Below are 20,800 nucleotides of genomic sequence, written 5' to 3'. Positions count from 1 at the left end.
GCCATGAAATTCAAGTTCTGGGGAGTGCGCGGCTCGATTGCCACGCCGGGACCGAGCACGGTTAAATACGGCGGTAACACCACCTGTATCGAAGTCACCAGTAGCGCCGGCGATTTAATCATTATGGATGCCGGTACCGGTATCCACGCGCTGGCGCAAAGCTTGCCCCAACAAGCGTTGACAGCACATATTCTGATTACCCATACCCATTGGGATCATATCCAAGGCTTGCCGTTTTTTTTGCCGATGTTCAAGCCCGGCAACATCATCAATATCTACGGCGGCCTGGAACCCTTGACCCATCAGGGTATCGAGCGAGCCATGCATGTGCAGTTACAACACAGCTATTTCCCGATCAGCGAAGCGCAGTTAAAGGCCGAGGTGCGTTATTTCACACTGAAAGCCGGCGCGCCGATTACCGTGGGTAGCGTACGGGTGACGCCGACGGTACTGAATCATCCGGTTTACAACTTTGGCTATCGTCTGGATGACGCCGACGGCAGCTCCTTATTTTTTACCGGCGATTACGAGCCACAGCTTAATCCTTATCAGCCCGATCATCCCGGCTACCCGGCCATGCAGGAATTAATAGAACAAAAGCACGAAGAAGTGATTGCGGCCATGGCCGGGGTCGATGCGTTGATCATGGACAGTTCCTACACCGACGCCGAATACGCCAACCGACATGGCTGGGGCCACGGCACTTATCGTTCGGCGATGAATTTCGCGGCGCAGGCGGGCGCTAAACAGTTATTTTTGACGCATCATGAGCCGACGCGGAGTGATGCGGATTTGGAGGCGATTTTTGCATCGCTGTTGCAGGCTGGTGAGGTTTCGGTTTGTTTGGCTCGGGAGGGGGAGGAGTTTGAGTTGTTGGATGACTCTGGTCAGTCCGAATAAGTTAAGCCTGATTTTGCTGGAGTTTGGTTTTTTTGTGTCGCTGGCGCGACGGGTTATTTGTAAGTCGGGTCTCGGCCCGACAGCCGAGATACTTTCGCTACGAAAACCATCCCTGGTTTTTGCCCTTCGGGCCAGCCTGACGGCTGTTCAAATTCGCTCCCGGCGAATTTGTGCTTCGCCAAAAGAAAGTATCCAAAGAAAAGGCCACCCGGATGCCGCTTATTCCCTGTGCTCCTCGCTTTTGAACGGGGTCGCCGAAAGAGGCTTCCTGCCCCTTCGGCAACGCGATGCATCCATGCATCGCCCCTACGGGCTGCTCCGTTCAAAAGCTGCGGTGCTCGGCGCGGTATACGGGAGAAAACCGTACCTCGCTTTGGATGTTATTTAGTATTTCCTCGTTCCCACGCGCCGCGTGGGAACGCAGACTATCCGCGCCAGCGGTAACATACGACAAAGCAAGCAAACGAGGTCAAACCCATGGGCCGCAGTCGTTACCGCATTCTCCAATCCCAGCAGCCGCATTTCATAACCTGTACCGTACTTAACTGGATACCGTTATTCACGCGCCCGGCTACCGTGCAAATCGTGCTGGACGCCTTGATTTACCGTCAACAGCAGCACAATTGGCGAATTTACGGCTACGTCATTTTGGAAAATCACTTGCATTTGCTGGTACAAGTTGACGATTTATCCCATCAATTGGCCCACTTCAAATTATACACCGCGCGCCAGCTGATCGATTATTTGCAAGCCATTAACGCCGAGCGCTTATTGAAGCAATTGAACTGGTTTCGCAAGGCTCATAAAACCGACCGGGATTATCAGTTGTGGGAAGAAGGTAGTCATCCGCAGTTGATCGACAACCCCGACGTCTTGCGGCAGAAATTAGACTATATCCACCTGAATCCGGTCAAACGCGGCTATGTCGATTTACCGGAGCATTGGCGGTATTCGAGTGCCCGGAATTATGCGGGGCAGGATGGATTGTTGCCGGTTTATCGGGATTGGTTTTAGCTGACCGCAGCGCGGCTGGTTTGCATTCCCACGCGGCGCGTGGGAACGAGATAATACCGTTGATCGGCTCAACGGATGGACAGGAGTCAACGCCTCCGCCGTTGGCAATGCGGCAAATGATAAAACCTGGAGATTATCCGCATGAAAAATAATAATGCGTTAATGCAAGACCTGGCCCCTATTGCGCGTGATAACGGTAATTGATGGAGTTTTATATGATTTTGAATAGTTTGAAAATACAGCGCAATGCCTGTTGGTTATTGCGCCTTGCAGCCTTCTGTTTCACCTTATTGTCATGCCAAAACAGCTTGGCAGAAACTAATCCCGAGCCTGTTTTCGAGTTGACGCATACCTGGGGCGGCGTTCCTACTTCCGTTATCAAAATATATCCCGATGGCAAAGTCCATTTTCACCGCAACAAAACTGATTTTGGTAGTGAATCCGAAGACCGCTATGCACAGATGACAGCAGAGCAGTTGAATGAACTGGTGGATGTATTTTTATCGCTTCCATTTGATGCCTCAAAAAAGCTTGAGCGGGCAAAGGAAAGTGTAAGTGTACCTTGGCGTGTTTTTATCGCCTATAAAGATAAATTCATTAATATTACTATTCAAGACTCTATTTTTTTTCAATTTTTTGAAAAAAAAATGAGTAAATATAGCAATCTAAAACAATTGCTTTGCGGTGAAAACAATCAAGATGAATGTGGCACCAATGTATCCAATATACCCGATGATTTACAGGGCCTTAGAAAATACATGGAACCATGAAGCTTACTTTAAATTTTAACTTACATACAAACAGCGGAAAACTATGACAACGGTAACCGATGACCAAAAAGGCCAACTCATTAAATCCAGCTGGTTTTACCCGATGGAGACTAAAGGATTGACACTTATCTATAGCATCGTAGCCCCGATTAGCGAAGCGTAATCGGGGGGATGTGAGTCTTGCGTACGATTACGCTCCGCTAATCGTACCTACGGGGTATCGTGAAATCGGGATGGTTTTGTTCCCGTATGCCGCGCCGAGCACCGGAGCTTTTGAGCGGAATAGCCCGCAGGGGCGATGCAGGGATGCATCGCGTTGCCGAAGGGGCAGGAAGCCCCTTTCGGCAACCCCGTTCAAAAGCGAGGAGCGGAGGATCAAAGCGGCATCCGGGTGTCTTTTCTTTTGGATACTTTTCTTTGGACAAGCAAAGAAAAGTATCTCGGTTGTCGGTCCAAGAACCGACATTAAATCAAGCCGTCGCGCCAGCGACACAAAAATCCTACCCAGCATCAGACCGATTAACAGCCACCCTCTGATACCCCCTCTTAATCGCCAACGCCAACTCATGCACCGCCATCGCATAGTGCGTGCTCTGGTTGTAGCGGGTAATCGCATAAAAGTTAGGATGTCCCAGCAAGTATTCGTCTTTGCTTTGATGCCTGAGCAACAACAGCCGCAACGGATAATCGCAAGCACATGTGTCAGCCGGTTCCACACCTGCTTTAACCAAGGTATCCAAAGAATAAGCATGGTCCGCGCCGGGTTCCAGGCTGTCGATGCCATGGAAGCTGCCGCGTGTGGCCGAGACGATGGGTTGACCGGCTTGCCAGCCGTGCTGAGCAAAATAATTGGCCACGCTGCCGATCACGTCCTCCGGATTCCACAGGTCGCGGCGGCCGTCGCCGTTAAAGTCCACCGCCCATTGCAAAAAACTGCCGGGCATGAATTGGCCCAGGCCCATTGCGCCGGCGAAGGAGCCGACCGGTTTGCCGGGGTCCAGGCCCTCGCTACGGCTCATCACCAGAAAATTTTCCAGTTCGCTGCGGAAATATTCGCCACGCCGCTGGTAGTCAAAGCCCAAGGTCGTTAGCGCGTCGATGATTCTATGGTTGCCGACGAAGCTGCCGAAAGTGGTTTCCACGGCCATGATGCCCAGGATGTATTCGGCCGGCACGCCGTATTGCTGGCTGGCGCGTTGCAGCGTTGCATGATGCTGTTGCCAGAAGCTGATGCCGGCGTTGATATGCCGGTCGTCCAGAAATTGCGCGCGGTAGCGGGTCCAGCCGCCTTTGCTGGTTTTACCTTTCATGCCCTGATCGGATTTGGCCAGATAATCCAACGTCCATTGCTTGCGTTTGGCTTGCGAGAACAGGCCTTGCAGATATTCGCGGTTAAAGCCGTGCTTTTGCACCATCTGTTCGATGAACTGGTTCAAAGCCGGATAGCCGGCGTAATCACCGGTGACGGCTGTAGCGTGATAGCCGCCGACGCTGGCGAACGGCCGTAAGTCCGGCGTGGCTTGGCGCGACTGGTTGGGCGCGGTTTGTTGGGTGGGTGTGCGGACGCGAGTATTGGCTTTATCGCCGGCGGGCGGCTGCGAGGCGCAGCCCGCCAAAAGTGTTATTAACAGTGCCGAACCGGCGTTTTGTAGCGAGACTTTACTAGTACTAAATGTATACAAGCGAGTTATATCCAGGGCTATTTAAAAAGACTGCCTCCCTCGTCGTCGTTTTCGGCCAGGGTCATGCCGGCGGTTTCGAAGTTGACGTTCTCGGCCCCCAGTTTAATCATCAGGCGCACCTCGTTGCGGGAGTCGGCAGCGTGCAAGGCGTCATCGTAACCAATTTTACCCGCCGTATACAGATCGTAAAGCGCTTGGTCGAAAGTCTGCATGCCATGCTCGCGGGAGCTTTTCATCAGTTCTTTTAATTTGTGTACTTCGCCCTTGCGGATCATGTCTGATGCCAGCGGGGTATTCAGCAAAATCTCAATAGCCGGGTAGCGGCCCTTGCCGTCGGCGCGCTGAATCAATTGTTGGGCGACGATACCGCGCAAGTTCAAAGACAAATCCATGAACAGCTGGCTGTGCATTTCTTCCGGGAAAAAATGCAGAATGCGGTCTAAGGCCTGGTTGGCGTTATTGGCGTGCAGGGTACAGACGCACAAATGCCCGGTTTCGGCGAAGGTGATCGCATGTTGCATGGTGTCCCGGCTTCTGACCTCGCCAATCAGGATTACGTCCGGCGCTTGGCGCAGGGTGTTTTTTAACGCCACTTCAAACGATTCGGTATCCAGGCCCACTTCGCGCTGGGTGATGATGCAGCCCTTGTGCGGATGGATAAACTCGATAGGGTCTTCAATGGAAATGATATGGCCGCTGCTGTTTTCGTTGCGGTGCCGAATCAAGGCCGCCAGCGAGGTGGATTTACCGGTACCGGTGGCACCGACAAACATCACCAGACCGCGCTTGTACATGATCAGTTCTTTCAACACCGGCGGCAGGTGCAATTCCTCTGCGCTGGGGATGGTGGTTTCGATGCGGCGCAACACCATGCCGGCCGAGTCGCGTTGGGTAAACGCACTGACCCGGAACCGGCCAAGACTGTGGGCACTCAAGGCAAACTGGCATTCGTGAGTGTTTTCAAACTCGTCGCGTTGGCGCTGCGACATGATACTGAGAACCAGCATCATGGTCTGTTCGCTAGTTAAAACGGATTTGGACACTTCGACGACTTTGCCGTTGACTTTCATCGACGGCGGCCGGCCGGCGGTGATGAACAAGTCGGACGCTTTCTTTTCCACCATCAGGGCCAATAGGGCTTTAAAGTCCATGACGCCTCCTAAAATTTAACGGAACATATCTTTGTTGACGGCTTTGACCATCGCGCCTTTCGCAGTAATCAAGCCTTTGTCGACCAATTCCTTCAGGTTTTGATCCAGCGTCTGCATGCCGTCTTTACGGCCGGTTTGGATCGCGGAATACATCTGCGCCACCTTGGCTTCGCGGATCAGGTTGCGGATGGCAGGGGTGCCGACCATGATTTCGTGGGCGGCAATCCGGCCGCCACCGACTTTTTTCAATAGCGTTTGCGAGATAACCGCCTGCAAGGATTCGGACAGCATGGCCCGGATCATATCTTTTTCGGCGGCAGGGAACACGTCGATAATCCGGTCTATGGTTTTCGCGGCCGAGGTGGTATGCAGGGTGCCGAACACCAAGTGGCCGGTTTCCGCGGCGGTCAAGGCCAGGCGGATGGTTTCCAAATCCCGCATCTCACCCACCAGAATGATGTCCGGGTCTTCCCGCAGTGCCGAGCGCAAGGCTTCGTTGAAACCTAAGGTATCGCGATGTACTTCGCGCTGGTTGATTAGGCATTTCTGGCTTTCGTGGACAAACTCGATAGGGTCTTCGACGGTCAGGATGTGTGCGTAATCGTTGGTATTAATGTGATTCACCATCGCCGCCAGCGTGGTGGATTTACCGGAACCGGTTGGGCCGGTCACTAGAATCAGGCCGCGCGGTTTGGTACACAATTCCGCGAAAAATTTCGGCGCGTCCAATTCTTCCAGGGTTAACACCTTGGACGGAATGGTCCGGAATACCGCGCCGGCGCCTCTATCCTGATTGAAGGCGTTGACCCGGAAGCGAGCCACGCCGGGCAGCGCGAACGAGAAGTCGGTTTCCAGAAACTCTTCGTAATCGCGGCGCTGCTTGTCGTTCATGATGTCGTAAATCAGCGCGTGGACTTCCTTGTGATTTAAGGACGGGATATTGATACGGCGGATGTCGCCGTCCACCCGAATCATCGGCGGCAGGCCGGCGGAAAGATGCAAGTCGGAGGCTTTGTTTTTGACGGAAAAGGTCAAGAGTTCGGCGATATCCATGATTTATGTCCCAACAATAAAAGGAATGATCGTCGGCAAGGATAGTACACAATTCAAAACCGGCCGGCTTATTCCTGCTTGGCAGCAACCCTTATGCTGGTGAGTGGTGGATCGGCCTAGCGGTGCTGGCTTTTTTCGGCGCAGTGTATACATTGATTGGCATACGGCACCGCAGCCAAGCGTTCCTTTTTTATGGGTTCGCCGCAACTCAGGCAAATGCCGTAGGTACCGGCATCGATGCGGGAAATGGCTTGTTTGATTTTTTCGACTTCGTCGCGCGTAGCATTGCCCAAGGCGTCCAAGACTTCGTCATTTTCGGTTTCGACGGCCTGTTCGGAAAAATCCTGGGCCAGCGGTTTGTCGGTGTGCCTGACGTCTTCGGTGATTTTTCCCAGCCTGTCGTCCAGGTCTTCCAGCATATTCAATAGTTGGTCGCGTACATCGGTATAGTCTTTCATGGTGCTCTCCGCAGCAGGGCTGCATGGTTTAATAACCGGCTTCTGTCGGCCGGATGTCAATCCCTGGTTTATACAATGAAGCCGATAGCAGGTGCAACCAAGCTGATCTATACTCGAGTCATCGACATTTCTAGCTTTTTGCACAATGGACCTTGCTCTCGACCGCTTACTCGCCGCCGCCAATCAAGTCATTCTCGGTAAACAACCCCAAATTCGTCTGGCGGTGTGCTGCCTGTTGGCCAGAGGGCATTTGCTGATTGAGGACATTCCCGGTGTCGGCAAAACCACCCTCTCCCACACTCTGGCGCGCTTGTTTGGTCTGGAATATCAGCGGATTCAATTCACCAGCGATATTTTGCCGGCCGACATCGTCGGATCCTCGGTATTCGATGCCCATCAACAGCTCTTCAGTTTTCACCCCGGGCCAATTTTCAAACAAATGATCCTGGCCGACGAAATCAACCGGGCCACGCCCAAGGCGCAAAGTGCGTTATTAGAGGCGATGGAAGAACGGCAGGTAACGGTAGAAGGCCGTACTTATCCCCTGCCGCAACCGTTTTTCGTCATCGCTACCCAGAATCCGGCGCATCAGATTGGCACCTTCCCTTTACCGGAATCGCAAGTCGATAGGTTTTTGATGCGTATCGAGTTAGGTTATCCCAGCCGGCAAGCCGAACGGGAATTACTAAGCGGTCAACCCCGGCATGTCTTGATCGACGAGTTGCCTGTAGCGTTACTACCCGCGCAATTGGCAGAGTTGCAACAGGCGGCGGATCAGGTACACGTATCGCAGGCCTTGCTGGATTATCTGCAAGCCATTCTGGCGTTCAGCCGCCAATCCACGGACTTTGCCAACGGTTTGTCGCCGCGGGCCGGACTGGGTTTGCTGGCCGCCGCCAAGGCATGGGCGCTTATCGACAAGCGCAAGGCCGTGTTGCCTGAAGATCTGCAAGCGGTTTTGCCGGCAGTGGCCGGACATCGTTTAAACGTGGGCGCCAATGATTCGGCGGCCATCGTCGCGCCCATTCTCAAGCATGTGCCGGTATTTTGAGCGAAGCGGCCTTATCCTTAAAACAGCGCTTTAAACTATCGCGCTTTTTTACCGGCGAAGCGCCGACCGCAGGACCGATTGTGTTGACGCAGCGGCGGGTATTTATTCTCCCCACGCAACGCGGCTTGGCTTTTGTACTGTTGATTCTGTTGCTGGTGCTGATAGGTTTTGTCTACAACAATAACTTGGCGTATTTACTGGGATTTTTACTGGCCAGCATCTTTTTCGTGACCATCCTGCACAGCTTCAAAGCCTTGGCCGGATTAGCGATTCAGCCGGCCCGGCAGCACGCGGTGTTTGCCGGCCAGGCCGGTCCGTTTAATTTCCAGATCAGCAATCCGGGTTCGCAGCCGCGCTTTGCGTTGGATTTGGCTTTGCAATCCGAGTTATCCATAAGCTTGGCCGCCGAACAAACCCAAACCGTCACGCTGTATCAGCCCACCCGGCAACGCGGCTGGCAATTGCCGGGTACGCTGACCCTTTCCAGTACCTACCCCTTGGGTTTATTTCGGGCTTGGGCGCCACTACGTTTCGATAGCCCGCTGCTGGTGTATCCCAAGCCGGCCAGTAAATTACTGCCGTTTCCGGATAGCGACGGCGGTCAGGATAAACCCGGCCAAAACCGCCGCAGCGGGGATGAGTTTGATGGCGTAAGAGTGTATCAGCGTGGCGACGCGATTCGGCAAATCCATTGGAAAGCCTTCGCCAAAGGCCAGGGCGTACACAGTAAACATTACAGCGGCGCCAGTGCGAGTGAATTGTTGTTGGATTATCAACAGGCACCGGGGCATCACACCGAAGAACGCCTCAGCCAGTTATGCCGTTGGCTAGTGGACGCCGAACAGGCCGGCTTACGCTACGGCTTGGTACTGCCCGGCTTGCGTCTGCCGCCGGACAACGGCGCCGCGCATTACCGTCACTGCCTGCAAGCCTTGGCGCTGTTTTGAGCATGCCGTTTCTACCCTCCACACGGCTGATGTTGTTTATGTTGGGTTCGATAGGCCTGATCACCTTGCCGCATGCCTGGCATATTCCGCCGATATTGTTCAGTTTTTTTACCTTGCTGCTGCTTTGGCGCTTGCTGAGTATTTGGCAGCCCCGCTATTTGCCGAACCGGCTTGGCGTGTTTTTATTGATGCTGCTGGGAATAGGCTTGTTATACAGTCAGCAGCACTCGGTATTCGGCCGCGATGCCGGTACCAGTCTGTTCGTGGTGGCCTTGGGTTTGAAGTTACTGGAAATTCACGGCCGGCGCGATGTGTATGTGATCGTTTATCTGGCTTTCATCGTCGCCGTGACGCAGTTTTTGTACGAAGAAAGTATCTTGATGGCGCTTTATATCCTGCTGGTGTGCGGGGTCTTGCTGGCTACCTTGATTACGCAAAACAGCCAGGCGCCGCAAACCCTGGCGGCTTTAAAAATTTCGGCGGCGATTATTCTGCAAAGCCTGCCGCTGGCTCTGGTGTTGTTTGTGTTGTTCCCGCGACTGGAAGCACCGCACTGGAGTTGGTTGGACGATGATACGCATGCCAAAAGCGGTTTAAGCAATACATTGGAGCCAGGCTCGATTGCCGAATTGAGTCTATCGCCGGAACTGGTGTTCCGTGTCAAATTCACCGGCGACCTGCCGCCGCCCGCGCAGCGCTATTGGCGCGGGCCGGTGTATGCCAATACCGATGGCGTAAGTTGGCGAGCGCCGCCGGTGTTAGGGCGGGAGAAAAATCCGGATCAACCTGTTTTTACCGGCACGACTTACGATTACACGCTGATGATGGAGCCGCAAAAACAGAATTGGGTATTCGCGCTGGAGATGCCCAGCCAGTTTGAAGGCTTGCGGCGCAACGGTTTGTATCAATTAATTACCAACAAAAACCCCGGCGACCGCGCCGAGTATCGGCTGAGCTCGTCGCCAGCCTATAACACCGGCGGCATCAGTAAATCCGAGCGTCGGGAAAGCTTGCAACTACCCGGCAAAGCGTCGGAAAAAATCGTCGAATTGGTTAAGCAGTTACAAGGCCGGCCAGCAAGCCCCGAGTTGTTTATCGCCAATTTGTTGCAATATTTCCGGCAGGAAAATTTTCATTACACCTTAAGCCCGGAAGCGATGCCGGATAAACCCATCGAGACGTTTTTGTTTGAGCGCCGTGCCGGGTTTTGTAGCCATTACGCCACGGCCTTCGTCTATTTGCTGCGCGTGGCGGAGATTCCGGCCCGGGTGGTGGGCGGTTATCAAGGTGGGCAGATTAACCAAGTCGGCGGCTTTCTGGAGATCAGGCAAGCCGATGCTCATGCTTGGGCGGAAGCTTGGTTGGAAGGACGCGGCTGGGTCAGATTTGACCCGACTGCCGCCATCGCTCCGGAACGCATCGAGCGCGGCGTGAATGTGGATTTACAGATTGCTAGCGGTGCGGTGAATTTCAGCCCGGTGCAACTCGATGCCAAGACCTTGTCCTGGCTGCAACGCGGCCGGCAATTGTGGCAAAGCGTCGATTACAACTGGCAACGCTGGGTTATCAACTATGACACGGTTAATCAGAAAGCGTTTTTACAGAGCTTAGGAATAGACAGCTTTGTGAAGCTTGGCTATTGGCTGGTGATTAGCGTTGCCGGTATCGGTGGTGTCGTGGCTTGGCGCTTGTTGCGGCCTAACCGGCGCCGCCAAGATCCGGCGTTGCGCTTGTACCGGCAGTTCTGCGCCAAGTTAGGTAAAGCCGGCTTAAGCGTTGACATTGGCGACGGTCCCCAAACCGTCGCCGAGCGCGCCAAAAAGCTGCGCCCGGATTTAGCCGAAGCGATTGAGCGGATTACCGCGCTTTATATTCGCTTACGCTACCAAGCCGACAGCGAAGCCGGCGATTTGCAGGTTCTAAAACGATTGGTCGCGCGCTTTAGAGTTTAAATATATCTTTTCCACCGCAAATTTCAGCATATCTGTTTGATAACCATCAGGGAGCGGGCTGGCGTGAGGGAAGCAAAAAGCGAAATTTGCAGCGCGAATTTATGCGACGGATTAATGTAAATCCGGCACTTCTTCAGCCCCTTTTAGGGCTGGATTCTTGGCCGCGGCCGCAGCTTGTTCCTGTTGTTTTTGTTTGTTGCCTTCGCCGAACATCACCGCGCCGGCCATGAATATGGCGCCGGCAATCGCGATGATAGGCAGGCGACCGGGTTTGTCCATCCACAGCAGTATCCACTTGGGTTTGATCAGGCCGACGACCAATATAATCGCCGCCAAAATCATCACGTTAAAACTGTAGTAGATCAAAGTATTCATGAATCGGAACCCTGTTTCCAGCAAGTTAAAGAGACATACATTATTATTAGCCGCGTGACCGTTGGCAATACACAATTCATTTTCATAATTTAGGAGGCGCTATGGGCGGCTTTGGTTTATTCGCAATAATGTTGTTGGTATTTGCGGTTTTGATGGTGTTCATGAGCGTCAAATCTGTTCCGCAAGGCATGGAATACACCGTCGAACGCTTCGGTAAATATACCGCGACTTTGACGCCTGGCTTGAATATCATCATGCCTATCATCGACCGCATCGGCCGCAAGCTGAATATGATGGAACAGGTGCTGGACGTGCCGTCGCAAGAGGTCATTACCAAAGACAACGCCATGGTGCGGGTGGATGGGGTGATTTTTTACCAGATCATGGATGCCGCCAAAGCGGCGTATGAAGTCAATTTCCTGGACGTGGCAATCATCAACTTGGTGATGACCAATATTCGTACCGTGATGGGTTCCATGGACCTGGACGAACTCTTGTCACGTCGTGATGAAATCAATGCCCGGCTGCTGAACGTGGTCGACGAGGCCACCTCGCCGTGGGGTATTAAAGTCACCCGTATCGAAATCAAAGACATCGCCCCGCCCAAGGACTTGGTCGATTCCATGGCCCGGCAAATGAAAGCTGAGCGGGAAAAACGCGCACAGATTCTGGAAGCCGAAGGCTTGCGGCAAGCGGAAATTCTGAAAGCCGAAGGTTTGAAACAAGGTGCGATTTTGGATGCGGAAGGCCGCAAAGAAGCCGCATTCCGCGACGCCGAAGCCCGCGAACGTCTGGCAGAAGCGGAAGCCCGCGCCACGATGATGGTGTCGGAAGCCATCTCCAAAGGCGATGTGCAGGCCATCAATTACTTCGTCGCGCAAAAATATATCGAGTCTTTAAAAGACGTCGCCTCCGCCAACAACAGCAAACTGATCTTCATGCCGCTGGAAGCCTCCAGCGTCATCGGCGCGCTGGGCGGCATCGGCGAACTGGCTAAAGAAGCCTTAAACAAAAAGGCCTGATTATGGGGGAGCAAGACATCGTATTTTGGTACTGGTGGGTGCTGGCGGTCGGCTTTTTGGCCTTGGAAATCGTCGTCACCGGCTTCTTTTTTCTGTGGTTGGCGGTGTCGGCGTTCATCGTCGGCGCGGTAGTGCTGTTAGTGCCGGCCACGCCGTTCAACGTGCAGTTATTGATGTTTTCCTTACTGGCGGTGTTGTCGGTATTGGGCTGGCGCAAATACGCCCGCACCCGCGCAGTGGATGCCACCGATCATCCTTTATTGAATCAGCGTGGCGCTCAATATATTGGTAGGACTTTTTTTCTGATTGCGCCTATCGAGAATGGTCAGGGTAAGATTAAGGCCGACGACACGGTTTGGAAGGTGCATGGGGAGGATAGTCCGCTGGGGGCTAAGGTGAAAGTGGTGGCGGTGAAGGGGGCGGTGTTTGAGGTGGAGGTTTGTGAGTGAATTTCTTGCTCTGACCAATTACCGCTTATTCCGCAATCAATTTTAGGAGGAAGAAATAGTGTCAACTGATGTCACTGGTCAAGTCACTATCGATCAACATCCCGAATTATCCTACGAGAGCCCAAGTGTTCACTTGTCTCCGACAAGTTTTGCGATCTCTAGGCCCGCAGGAGATACCAGCTCATACGGTGGCATATTTGATTTCTCGATATTCAATGTTAATGTTCTGGAGCGATGGCTCTACGAAGTCCGGAGACAACCAATATTTCGTCTGAGTTGCAAAGGTGATCGCTTGGGGTCAATGGATTGTCTTCGAGGCTATGCCGCAGCAGCCGATACCGACTCAGGACATTCGACCTTTCTTATTTGCTCTATAGATATGGTTTTGAATCTATCAAGGACATCGGTGCATTTTCAGATCGATGGCGAATTTGGTCAATCGCTGCCTTACACCAAGCCGTTGTATAAAGAGCTATCAACCTTTTCCATTGTCTTTACTATCGAAGATGATGAAATGCTTAATGTGTGTCGAGACCGCGGGCAAAGGCTACTTGACTATCGAAATCGGTTCGTTTTTGGTGGTAAAAATGCGGAGCCATCCGGCTAGTTTCGTAGTTCGTAGATACTCTGTTCAAAAGCAACAAATTTCATCATCTTTTACTCGGCGATGATGGATTCAGGGATGGCATAAAACCGCGTGTTATCGAACGGCTGATCGTGCTTCAACATGCCATGGATCGCATGCAGTAATTTACGCATGACGGCGCAGACGGCTTGCAAAGGTTTCTTGCCGTTGTCGATCAAATGCTGGAAATACGCTCGCACATGCGGATCGTGCTGTTTGGCACTCAAGGCCGGCATATACAACGCCGAACGAATATGCCGGTTACCGGCCTTGGATAACCGCATTTTCTTGTGTACGCTTTTGCCCGACTCAAAGGCCTTGGGATCGAGTCCGGCAAACTTGACCCATTCGCGATGCGACAGGTTGGGCGGCAATAGCAGTAGTTCGCCCATCAAGGCAATGGCGCTGGTTTGGGCAATGCCTTTGATGCCGGTCAACAGGTCGAATATTCGTTGCAGTTCCGGATGCTGGTCGATCAACGCCAGCGCCTCGCCAGCCAACGTATCGATGCGTTTTTCCAGCTGACTAATCGCCAATTTGGCATCGCGTAGTAGGGCCTTCGGCGTTTCCTCGGTCGCACTCAGCGCATGTAGATGATTTTTCGCGGCGGCCTTCTGACCGGTTAGCGCGTCGATACGGCGAGCATAGCCGCGCAAAGCCAGCGCTTGATTCGAAGGACGAGTCCAGGCGACGAAATCCATGCGCTCGACATATTCGGCCAAGGTGTTGGCATCGACGGCGTCGGTTTTACTGTTTTTCATCAATACCTTAGCGAAGTGATGCGAAGCCTTGGGATTGACCACCATCACAGGTACACCGACGTCGTGTAGCGCAATAGCAAGATCGAAATGGTAAATACCGGTGGCTTCCAGACAGACCTTGATGCCGGGTAATTTGATCAACTTATTCACCAGACGCGCACGGTCGCTACGAGTATTAGCATATTTTTGCGGATCGAACGGCTTGCCGTTCTTGCGGATCACCAGCACCAATTCATCGGCGCCCACATCCACGCCGGCAAACAGGCGAGGGATAGATTCAGCGGTGGTGTTGAGCGGGTGGTTCGTCATAATCGTTTTTGAATACAGTTAAAGGGAAGTACACTATTCACCGGTTCCCGACCCTGCACATGCACCTACCTTCCTTGTGTATGCAGGCTCTAAGCCTCGGATACTCCACGGTATGGGTGAATAGGGCGGGGGCCAATCTACACGACAGGCTCTGGTAAACCACCAGTCCTCAGGGTGGGACGGCCTCCCAATGAACAATCACAGCTTAATCGGTTTTTCTGGGCTATCGGTTGTTAAAATTCATCATACAAGGGTGGGCACGGTTTTCGTGCCCACGCGGATTTGAAGTATTTCAAAATAATGTGTCGCTGGCTCGACGGCTGGTTTTAATGTCGGTTCGCGGACCGACAACCGCGATACTTTCGCTACGAAAACCGTCCATGGTTTTCGCCCTCCGGGCCAGCCTACCGGCTGTTCAAATTCGCTCCAGGCGAATTTGTGCTCCGCCAAAAGAAAGTATCCTAAGAAAAGGCGGCCCGGATGCCGCTTGCACCCTGCGTTCCTCGCTTTCGCCGGGGGTTGACGAAAGGGGCTTCCTGCCCCTTCGTCAACGCGCCGCATCCATGCGTCGCCCCTACGGGCTAATCCCGCCGAAAGCTCCGGTACTCAGCGCGGCATACGGGAGAAAACCCCGTCCAGTAATTTGAAGCTTGATACGCATTTAGGCTATGGATCCAGCCAAACCATTATTAGTTGGATTTGAGCCAAGTTGTAGTCATTGGCTTATACATTCAAATTGGCCGGAAGCACCAGCCTTTAGAGCATTCCCACATTCGGGTAAGATGAGATCACACATCAAGCAAACTTTCTCGATCTCCAATACTTGAATTTTGCGACTACCTCTCCATCACATCCCGTCTGATTCCTCTCTGAGTAGCTAAAGTGCGCAATTACTCCTATTTCCCGGCTTTGCCTGTATAATCCCCAGCAGAGTTGGCCGAACAGTCGCCGTTTTATGCAAATAAAAGGGAGGAAAGTCCGGGCTCCATAGGGCAGGGTGCCAGGTAATGCCTGGGAGGCGTGAGCCTACGGAAAGTGCCGCAGAAAATATACCGCCTGGTTTTTCGGAACCCGGTAAGGGTGAAATGGTGCGGTAAGAGCGCACCGCGCAACTGGTAACAGGTGTGGCAGGGTAAACCCCACCCGGAGCAAGATCAAATAGAGGAGCATTGGCGTGGCCCGCGCTGCTCCTGGGTAGATTGCTTGAGCGTCAGAGTGATCTGACGCCTAGATGAATGGCTGTTCAAGACAGAACCCGGCTTACAGGCCAACTCTTCCTCTTCTTTTTCTTTTGCAATCCGCAAAATACTCCATGACAGCAAAAACCGACGAATTTTTCCGCAAGGCAGATCAGTTGATTGCCGCCGGCCGCTTCATCGACGGCAAGGGCTGGGTGCCCGCCACCAGCGGTAATTTCTCCGCTAAACTCAGCGACGGCAATATCGCGATTACCGTATCCGGCCGCCATAAAGGCCGCTTGCAAACCGATGACATCATGTTGATCGACAGCAAAGGTCATTCCCTGGACGGCAAGAAACCTTCGGCGGAAACGCTATTGCACACCTCGCTGTACCAACGTTTTCCGGAGGTTCAGGCGGTGCTGCATCCGCATTCGATCAACGCCACGTTAACGGCGCGCTTGTTCAAGCATGAGATCGTGCTGAAAGATTACGAACTGCTCAAGGCGTTTGCCGGCATTAATACCCATGAGACCCGCATTTCCATCCCGATTTTTGCTAACGATCAGGACATTCCCCGGTTGGCCGACAAGGTGGACAATTACCTGGACCATCACACGCACGACGTTTACGGCTATATTATTGCCGGCCACGGTTTTTATACTTGGGGCGCATCGGTAGATGATGCCTTGCGCCACCTGGAAGCCCTGGAATTTTTATTCGACGTTGAAATTCGCCTACATGGAGTAACACGATTATGAGCGCATTAACCCTTTACCCTGCCGATAAACCGCACCAAGGCCATACCTTTCTCGACTTTGCAGCCATCGCCGAGCAGCTGCAAGGCATAGGCGTACAGTTCGAGCGCTGGCAGGCCGATTGCGAATTTTCGCAGACGGATGATGCCGATGCGGTACTAAAGGCCTATCAAAGCTCGATAGACAAACTCAAACAGCAATACGGTTTTCAGTCGGTGGACGTCATCAGCCTGAACGCCGACCATCCCAATAAAGATGCGTTACGGCAGAAGTTTTTGGCCGAGCATACCCACAGCGATTTTGAAGTGCGTTTCTTCGTGGAAGGCAAAGGGCTGTTTTATCTGCATGTCGGCGATCAAGTTTATGCCATGCTGTGCGAGCAAGGCGATCTGATTAGCGTGCCGGCCAACACCACTCATTGGTTCGACATGGGCGAAAACCCGGCGTTTAAATGCATACGCCTGTTCACTACCGAAGACGGCTGGGTGGCGGAATTTACCGGCAATCCGATTGCAGAAAGTTTTCCGACGCTGGACCAATACGTCGCCGGCTTATGATCAAGGCTATTGTTACCGACATTGAGGGAACCACATCGTCATTGTCGTTCGTCAAAGATGTGTTGTTTCCGTACGCCCGCGCCCGCTTGCCGGATTTTGTGAGCCGCCATCGAGAGCAAGCCGAGATCAAGCTATTATTGACCGATGCCAAGCAGTTAGCCGGCGGTGAACTTGATGACGATGCACTGATTGCACAGTTCATCCACTGGATAGATACCGACCAAAAAATTACGCCGTTAAAATCCTTGCAGGGCTTGATCTGGCTGGAAGGCTATCGCAACGGCGATTTCACCGGCCATGTCTATGAAGACGCTGTGCGCAACTTGAGAAACTGGTTTGGCCTGGGCTACAAGCTTTATGTCTATTCCTCCGGCTCGGTGCAGGCGCAAAAGCTGTTGTTCGGGTACAGCGACTTCGGCGATCTTACCCCTTTATTTTCCGGTTATTTCGATACACACATCGGTGGCAAGAAAGAGGCAACATCGTATGAGCGAATTGCCGCCGAGCTTGGCTTGCCGGCCGAACAAATCCTGTTCTTGTCGGATATAAAAGACGAATTAGACGCCGCGCGCCAGGCCGGCTTCGCCACTTGCTGGCTGGTGCGCGACCAGAATCCCAACTCCGACACTGAACATGTGCAAGTCAGCGATTTTGATGGCATTCATCTGTAAACCTGGCACTGTTTACCTATGAAAATAGCGATCCTGTCGCGCGACGCGACGCTGTATTCCAGCGTCCGACTGCTGGAGGCCGCCGCCGCTCGCGGCCATGAGGCCAGGGTGCTGGACCCGACCCACTGCTACATGAATATCACTTCCATGAAGCCGTCCATTCATTACATGGGTGAAAATCTGGTGGGTTACGACGCGGTCATTCCCCGCATCGGTGCGTCTATCACCTTTTACGGCACGGCGGTGCTTAGGCAATTCGAGGTAATGAACACCTTTGTTCTCAACAATTCCGCATCGATCAGCCGCTCCCGCGACAAACTGGCGTCCAGCCAGTTGCTGGCTCGCAAGGGTATCGATTTGCCCATTACCGCGTTTGCCCACAATCCGGATAACATCGAAGATCTAATCGCCGAAGTCGGCGGCGCGCCGCTGGTGATCAAACTGGTGGAAGGTTCGCAAGGCATAGGCGTGGTGCTGGCGGAAACTCATAACGCCGCGCATAGCGTGATTCAGGCGTTCATGGGTCTAAACGCCAACATCATGGTGCAGGAGTTCATTCAGGAAGCCGCGGGTAGTGATATTCGCTGCTTTGTTATCGGCGACAAGGTGGTGGCGGCGATGAAACGCCAAGGCCGCGAAGGTGAATTTCGTTCCAATCTTCATCGTGGCGGCACGGCCACGCTGGTCCGATTGACCCCGCAGGAGCGCTCGGCGGCAGTGCGCGCCGCGAAAATCATGGGGCTCAACGTCTGCGGCGTGGATTTGCTGCGTTCCAAACGCGGACCGCTGGTGATGGAAGTCAATTCCTCGCCCGGCCTGGAAGGCATAGAAAAAACCAGCGACAAGGATATTGCCGGCTTGATGATCGAATACATTGAAAAGCATGTCGGGAAAAATAAATCCGGGTAATCGGTAACCCGGATTTAGTCAACAGAATCGTTAAAGCGTTGGAGGGGGATCGCGAGTTGGGCGAGAAACCCAGCCGATATGGATTACTTTTCCAATGTCACGAATGCCAACTTGGAAATCCCGGCATGCTGTACTGTCGCCATCACTTCCGCCACTTTGCCGTAATTCACGCCTTGATCGGCATAAATGTGAATGATTAGCTCGGGGTTGCCGGCCAATTCGTTCCTCAGCGTGGTATCCAACGCCGCTAAATCGGCCACGGCGTTTTTATTCAGGGTTACGGCACCTTGCGCGTCGATACCCAGTTGCATAGGCTGCTTTTCCAAATCCGGGGTCGTGGAGGCCGTTTTCGGCAAAGCCACGTTGACCGATTGGGTCAACAACGGTGCGGTGACCAACAAGATAATCACCAACACCAACATCACATCTACCAGCGGCGTAACATTAATCTCGCTAACCGGCCCATCGTCGTCTGAGTTTGTTTTAAATCCCATGTAATTAATCCTTGTTTTTACTGGTATTGATGTTTGAGTCGCCGAAGGCGATATGCAGAAAACCCTCGACGAAATTTTCCAGCGAAGCCCGATGGTGCTTGGCGCGACGCTGGAAGAAATTATAGGCCAACACTGCTGGTACGGCTACGGCGATACCGATAGCCGTAGCAATTAATGCATCGCCGATTGGCCCGGCCACTACGTCCAAACTGGCCGAACCGCTGGCGCTGATGTCGTGCATGGCGTGCATGATGCCCAGTACCGTACCGAACAGGCCGACGAACGGCGCGGTGCTACCGATACTGGCCAGCATGGTCAAGCCGCTTTCCATTCGGCGTTGTTCGTCCTGAGTCTGTTTACGCAGGGTTTGTTCCAGCAAGTCTTGTGGAGAGCCACGAAACTTCAGGCTGGTGCAGGTTTCCGGATGCGTCATTTCCGCCAACCAGGCAAAGCCGCAGGCTGCGACGCGAGCTTTAGGGCCGCGCGCGGTTTCGGCGGGCAGTTGCTCGGCGGCATTTAAATCGGTAGTGTCCCAAAAAGCGCTGTCGTATCGTTTGTTGTAATAATTATTCTTGGCAAACTGCCAGATTTTGAAAAAAATCAACGTCCACGTTATCAACGAAAACACCAGCAATGTGTAAAGGGTAGCGTCGATAACCGCTTCCGGGGCTATATGGTAGGGCATTAATCTCTCCGATTTTTATTCACGCAAAGTAAAAATTATTGGCACAATCACCGAACTGGCCACCGGCGTTTCGCCGCGTTTGGCCGGAATGAATTTCCATTTTTTCACGGCTTCCACCGCCGATTCGTCTAGCATCTCGTGGCCGCTGCTGTGCTCGACCGCCACCGAATCGCTTAAACCCTCCGGCGAGACTTGTACCCGTAACATCACCTTGCCCTGCCATCCGCGGCTTTTCGCAATCATCGGATATTCCGGCTTGGGGTTGTGGGCGTAGTTTGCCCGAAAATTGGCTTCGGTAAACTGCTCGGCGTTGGTCGCGGTCGTGTTGGTCGTCGTAGTCGTTACCGGCGCACTGCTCGCTGTATTGCTTACCGGTGTCGGCGGCGGCTCGGAAACCGGCTCAACCGGCGCATATTCGGGCGCCTTTTGCACGATGGGCGGCGCTTTTTTGGGAACCGGCTTGGGCTGCGGCTTTTTCGGCGGCGGCTCTTTTTTGGGCGGCGGCGGGGCGGGAGGCGGCGGGGCGGCGGCGGGCTTAGGTGCTGACATCGCAATCATCGATACTTCCATCATCAAAGGTTGCGCCGGCGTGACTTTTTCCTCGGGTTTCAGCAATTGCTGCAAACCCCAAACATGCAGCAACGCGACTAATAGCGTTAACAGCCTCAGCATGCTGGCGGGCCGTTCCTCTCCCAATAGCGTCCGCCAAAATGAGCCGGAACCGCTTGCCACTGCCGGCAGATAACCGCCGAACGACGCTAACTCTTTATTTTGCAAAGCATCCTCGTGGTTTTTAAATAAATACATATAAACTGTTGAATACAAAATTAAGCGCGATTCGAATTTAGCCGGGCATTGTAAATTAATACGTCTTAGCGCGACAGCCATCCTTACAGGAAACAACACTATCTAACCATTCCTTACTAAGACGTTTCAGCCGTCAAAATCCCCACTGGCTGATGACGGTTTCGGGCTAAATTACAATCTGTGGCATAATTTCCACTCCCGTCTTGTATTTCCGATTGATTC

The 20,800-nt window shown here is 53.1% G+C and carries 23 protein-coding genes and 1 other RNA gene; 15 read left to right on the top strand and 9 right to left on the bottom strand.

The genetic code is table 11. The annotated features are described in order from the left end of the window. The first annotated feature begins 3 nt into the window (after nucleotides 1-3). The 4 genes from JL719_RS00895 (at nucleotide 4) to JL719_RS00880 (ending at nucleotide 2,684) form a co-directional block, all read left to right on the top strand. Nucleotides 4-900: an MBL fold metallo-hydrolase gene (locus JL719_RS00895; RefSeq protein ID WP_033158293.1), complete on the top strand. Its 897-nt coding sequence runs from the start codon at nucleotides 4-6 to the stop codon at nucleotides 898-900. Further along, complete coding sequence (locus tag JL719_RS00890) at nucleotides 878-1,288, top strand: hypothetical protein (protein ID WP_165385903.1); 411 nt, start codon at nucleotides 878-880, stop codon at nucleotides 1,286-1,288. The genes JL719_RS00895 and JL719_RS00890 overlap by 23 nt, the downstream gene beginning before the upstream one ends. Before the next feature lie 89 nt (nucleotides 1,289-1,377). Continuing rightward, nucleotides 1,378-1,914 carry an REP-associated tyrosine transposase gene (locus JL719_RS00885; RefSeq protein WP_033158295.1) on the top strand — a complete coding sequence of 179 codons (537 nt, stop codon included), beginning with the start codon at nucleotides 1,378-1,380 and terminating at the stop codon, nucleotides 1,912-1,914. Nucleotides 1,915-2,129: 215 nt separating this feature from the next. Continuing rightward, entirely contained in the window at nucleotides 2,130-2,684 is a 555-nt protein-coding gene (locus tag JL719_RS00880; RefSeq protein WP_129871319.1) for a hypothetical protein, read from the top strand. Between the two features lie 500 nt (nucleotides 2,685-3,184). On the opposite strand, the gene mltB is transcribed toward JL719_RS00880, so the two are convergent. The 4 genes from mltB to JL719_RS00860 form a co-directional block, all read right to left on the bottom strand. Further along, nucleotides 3,185-4,366: a lytic murein transglycosylase B gene (mltB, locus tag JL719_RS00875; protein WP_033158297.1), complete on the bottom strand. Its 1,182-nt coding sequence runs from the start codon at nucleotides 4,364-4,366 to the stop codon at nucleotides 3,185-3,187. Between the two features lie 17 nt (nucleotides 4,367-4,383). Next, a complete protein-coding gene (locus JL719_RS00870) occupies nucleotides 4,384-5,517 on the bottom strand; it encodes a PilT/PilU family type 4a pilus ATPase (protein ID WP_033158298.1) in 1,134 nt (377 codons plus the stop codon). A gap of 15 nt (nucleotides 5,518-5,532) precedes the next feature. Continuing rightward, nucleotides 5,533-6,570 carry a type IV pilus twitching motility protein PilT gene (locus JL719_RS00865; protein ID WP_026602881.1) on the bottom strand — a complete coding sequence of 346 codons (1,038 nt, stop codon included), beginning with the start codon at nucleotides 6,568-6,570 and terminating at the stop codon, nucleotides 5,533-5,535. Between the two features lie 116 nt (nucleotides 6,571-6,686). Continuing rightward, complete coding sequence (locus JL719_RS00860; RefSeq protein ID WP_033158299.1) at nucleotides 6,687-7,028, bottom strand: TraR/DksA family transcriptional regulator; 342 nt, start codon at nucleotides 7,026-7,028, stop codon at nucleotides 6,687-6,689. 145 nt (nucleotides 7,029-7,173) lie between these two features. Here JL719_RS00860 and JL719_RS00855 point away from each other — a divergent pair, with 145 nt between their 5' ends. From JL719_RS00855 to JL719_RS00845, 3 genes are read left to right on the top strand one after another with little or no spacing between them, the layout of a single operon-like run. Next, nucleotides 7,174-8,079 (top strand): AAA family ATPase, encoded by a 906-nt coding sequence (locus tag JL719_RS00855; protein WP_033158300.1) that lies wholly within the window; start codon nucleotides 7,174-7,176, stop codon nucleotides 8,077-8,079. Then, the gene (locus tag JL719_RS00850; RefSeq protein ID WP_033158301.1) at nucleotides 8,076-9,026 is read left to right on the top strand and encodes a DUF58 domain-containing protein; all 951 of its coding nucleotides are present in this window, start codon (nucleotides 8,076-8,078) and stop codon (nucleotides 9,024-9,026) included. Before JL719_RS00855 ends, JL719_RS00850 begins: the two co-directional genes overlap by 4 nt. 2 nt (nucleotides 9,027-9,028) lie before the next feature. After that, entirely contained in the window at nucleotides 9,029-10,978 is a 1,950-nt protein-coding gene (locus JL719_RS00845; protein ID WP_033158302.1) for a transglutaminase TgpA family protein, read from the top strand. Nucleotides 10,979-11,089: 111 nt separating this feature from the next. On the opposite strand, the gene JL719_RS00840 is transcribed toward JL719_RS00845, so the two are convergent. Further along, on the bottom strand, nucleotides 11,090-11,353 hold the full coding sequence (locus JL719_RS00840) for a hypothetical protein (protein WP_033158303.1): 264 nt from the start codon (nucleotides 11,351-11,353) through the stop codon (nucleotides 11,090-11,092). 101 nt (nucleotides 11,354-11,454) lie between these two features. Between JL719_RS00840 and JL719_RS00835 the strand changes: the two genes are divergently transcribed. The 3 genes from JL719_RS00835 to JL719_RS00825 are packed head-to-tail and all read left to right on the top strand — an operon-like array spanning nucleotide 11,455 to nucleotide 13,431. Further along, a complete protein-coding gene (locus JL719_RS00835; protein WP_033158304.1) occupies nucleotides 11,455-12,375 on the top strand; it encodes an SPFH domain-containing protein in 921 nt (306 codons plus the stop codon). Nucleotides 12,376-12,377: 2 nt separating this feature from the next. Then, the gene (locus JL719_RS00830) at nucleotides 12,378-12,824 is read left to right on the top strand and encodes an NfeD family protein (protein ID WP_033158305.1); all 447 of its coding nucleotides are present in this window, start codon (nucleotides 12,378-12,380) and stop codon (nucleotides 12,822-12,824) included. Between the two features lie 58 nt (nucleotides 12,825-12,882). Beyond that, the gene (locus JL719_RS00825) at nucleotides 12,883-13,431 is read left to right on the top strand and encodes a hypothetical protein (RefSeq protein WP_129871318.1); all 549 of its coding nucleotides are present in this window, start codon (nucleotides 12,883-12,885) and stop codon (nucleotides 13,429-13,431) included. Between the two features lie 50 nt (nucleotides 13,432-13,481). On the opposite strand, the gene JL719_RS00820 is transcribed toward JL719_RS00825, so the two are convergent. Beyond that, nucleotides 13,482-14,519, bottom strand: coding sequence for an IS110 family RNA-guided transposase (locus JL719_RS00820; protein ID WP_129871317.1), 1,038 nt, complete (start codon nucleotides 14,517-14,519; stop codon nucleotides 13,482-13,484). Between the two features lie 929 nt (nucleotides 14,520-15,448). Between JL719_RS00820 and rnpB the strand changes: the two genes are divergently transcribed. The 5 genes from rnpB to rimK all read left to right on the top strand — a co-directional run bounded on the left by rnpB (nucleotide 15,449) and on the right by rimK (nucleotide 18,592). After that, nucleotides 15,449-15,798, top strand: an RNA gene (rnpB, locus tag JL719_RS00815) — RNase P RNA component class A. 33 nt (nucleotides 15,799-15,831) lie between these two features. Beyond that, nucleotides 15,832-16,458, top strand: a complete 627-nt coding sequence (locus tag JL719_RS00810) for a methylthioribulose 1-phosphate dehydratase (protein ID WP_033157485.1) — start codon at nucleotides 15,832-15,834, stop codon at nucleotides 16,456-16,458. Continuing rightward, nucleotides 16,455-17,012, top strand: coding sequence for a 1,2-dihydroxy-3-keto-5-methylthiopentene dioxygenase (locus JL719_RS00805; RefSeq protein WP_033157486.1), 558 nt, complete (start codon nucleotides 16,455-16,457; stop codon nucleotides 17,010-17,012). The genes JL719_RS00810 and JL719_RS00805 overlap by 4 nt, the downstream gene beginning before the upstream one ends. Then, nucleotides 17,009-17,683, top strand: a complete 675-nt coding sequence (gene mtnC / locus JL719_RS00800; RefSeq protein WP_033157487.1) for an acireductone synthase — start codon at nucleotides 17,009-17,011, stop codon at nucleotides 17,681-17,683. The genes JL719_RS00805 and mtnC overlap by 4 nt, the downstream gene beginning before the upstream one ends. A gap of 18 nt (nucleotides 17,684-17,701) precedes the next feature. After that, the gene (gene rimK, locus JL719_RS00795; protein ID WP_033157488.1) at nucleotides 17,702-18,592 is read left to right on the top strand and encodes a 30S ribosomal protein S6--L-glutamate ligase; all 891 of its coding nucleotides are present in this window, start codon (nucleotides 17,702-17,704) and stop codon (nucleotides 18,590-18,592) included. An 83-nt stretch (nucleotides 18,593-18,675) separates the two neighbouring features. On the opposite strand, the gene JL719_RS00790 is transcribed toward rimK, so the two are convergent. From JL719_RS00790 to JL719_RS00780, 3 genes are read right to left on the bottom strand one after another with little or no spacing between them, the layout of a single operon-like run. Next, nucleotides 18,676-19,086, bottom strand: a complete 411-nt coding sequence (locus JL719_RS00790) for an ExbD/TolR family protein (RefSeq protein WP_033157489.1) — start codon at nucleotides 19,084-19,086, stop codon at nucleotides 18,676-18,678. A 4-nt stretch (nucleotides 19,087-19,090) separates the two neighbouring features. Further along, nucleotides 19,091-19,771 carry a MotA/TolQ/ExbB proton channel family protein gene (locus JL719_RS00785; RefSeq protein WP_033157490.1) on the bottom strand — a complete coding sequence of 227 codons (681 nt, stop codon included), beginning with the start codon at nucleotides 19,769-19,771 and terminating at the stop codon, nucleotides 19,091-19,093. 15 nt (nucleotides 19,772-19,786) lie between these two features. Further along, the gene (locus tag JL719_RS00780) at nucleotides 19,787-20,578 is read right to left on the bottom strand and encodes an energy transducer TonB (RefSeq protein ID WP_225892962.1); all 792 of its coding nucleotides are present in this window, start codon (nucleotides 20,576-20,578) and stop codon (nucleotides 19,787-19,789) included. Between the last annotated feature and the right edge of the window lie 222 nt (nucleotides 20,579-20,800).

Source organism: Methylomonas sp. LW13, from assembly GCF_016865255.1.
Classification (GTDB): Bacteria; Pseudomonadota; Gammaproteobacteria; order Methylococcales; family Methylomonadaceae; genus Methylomonas.
This window is presented reverse-complemented; position numbering and strand designations above follow the sequence as displayed.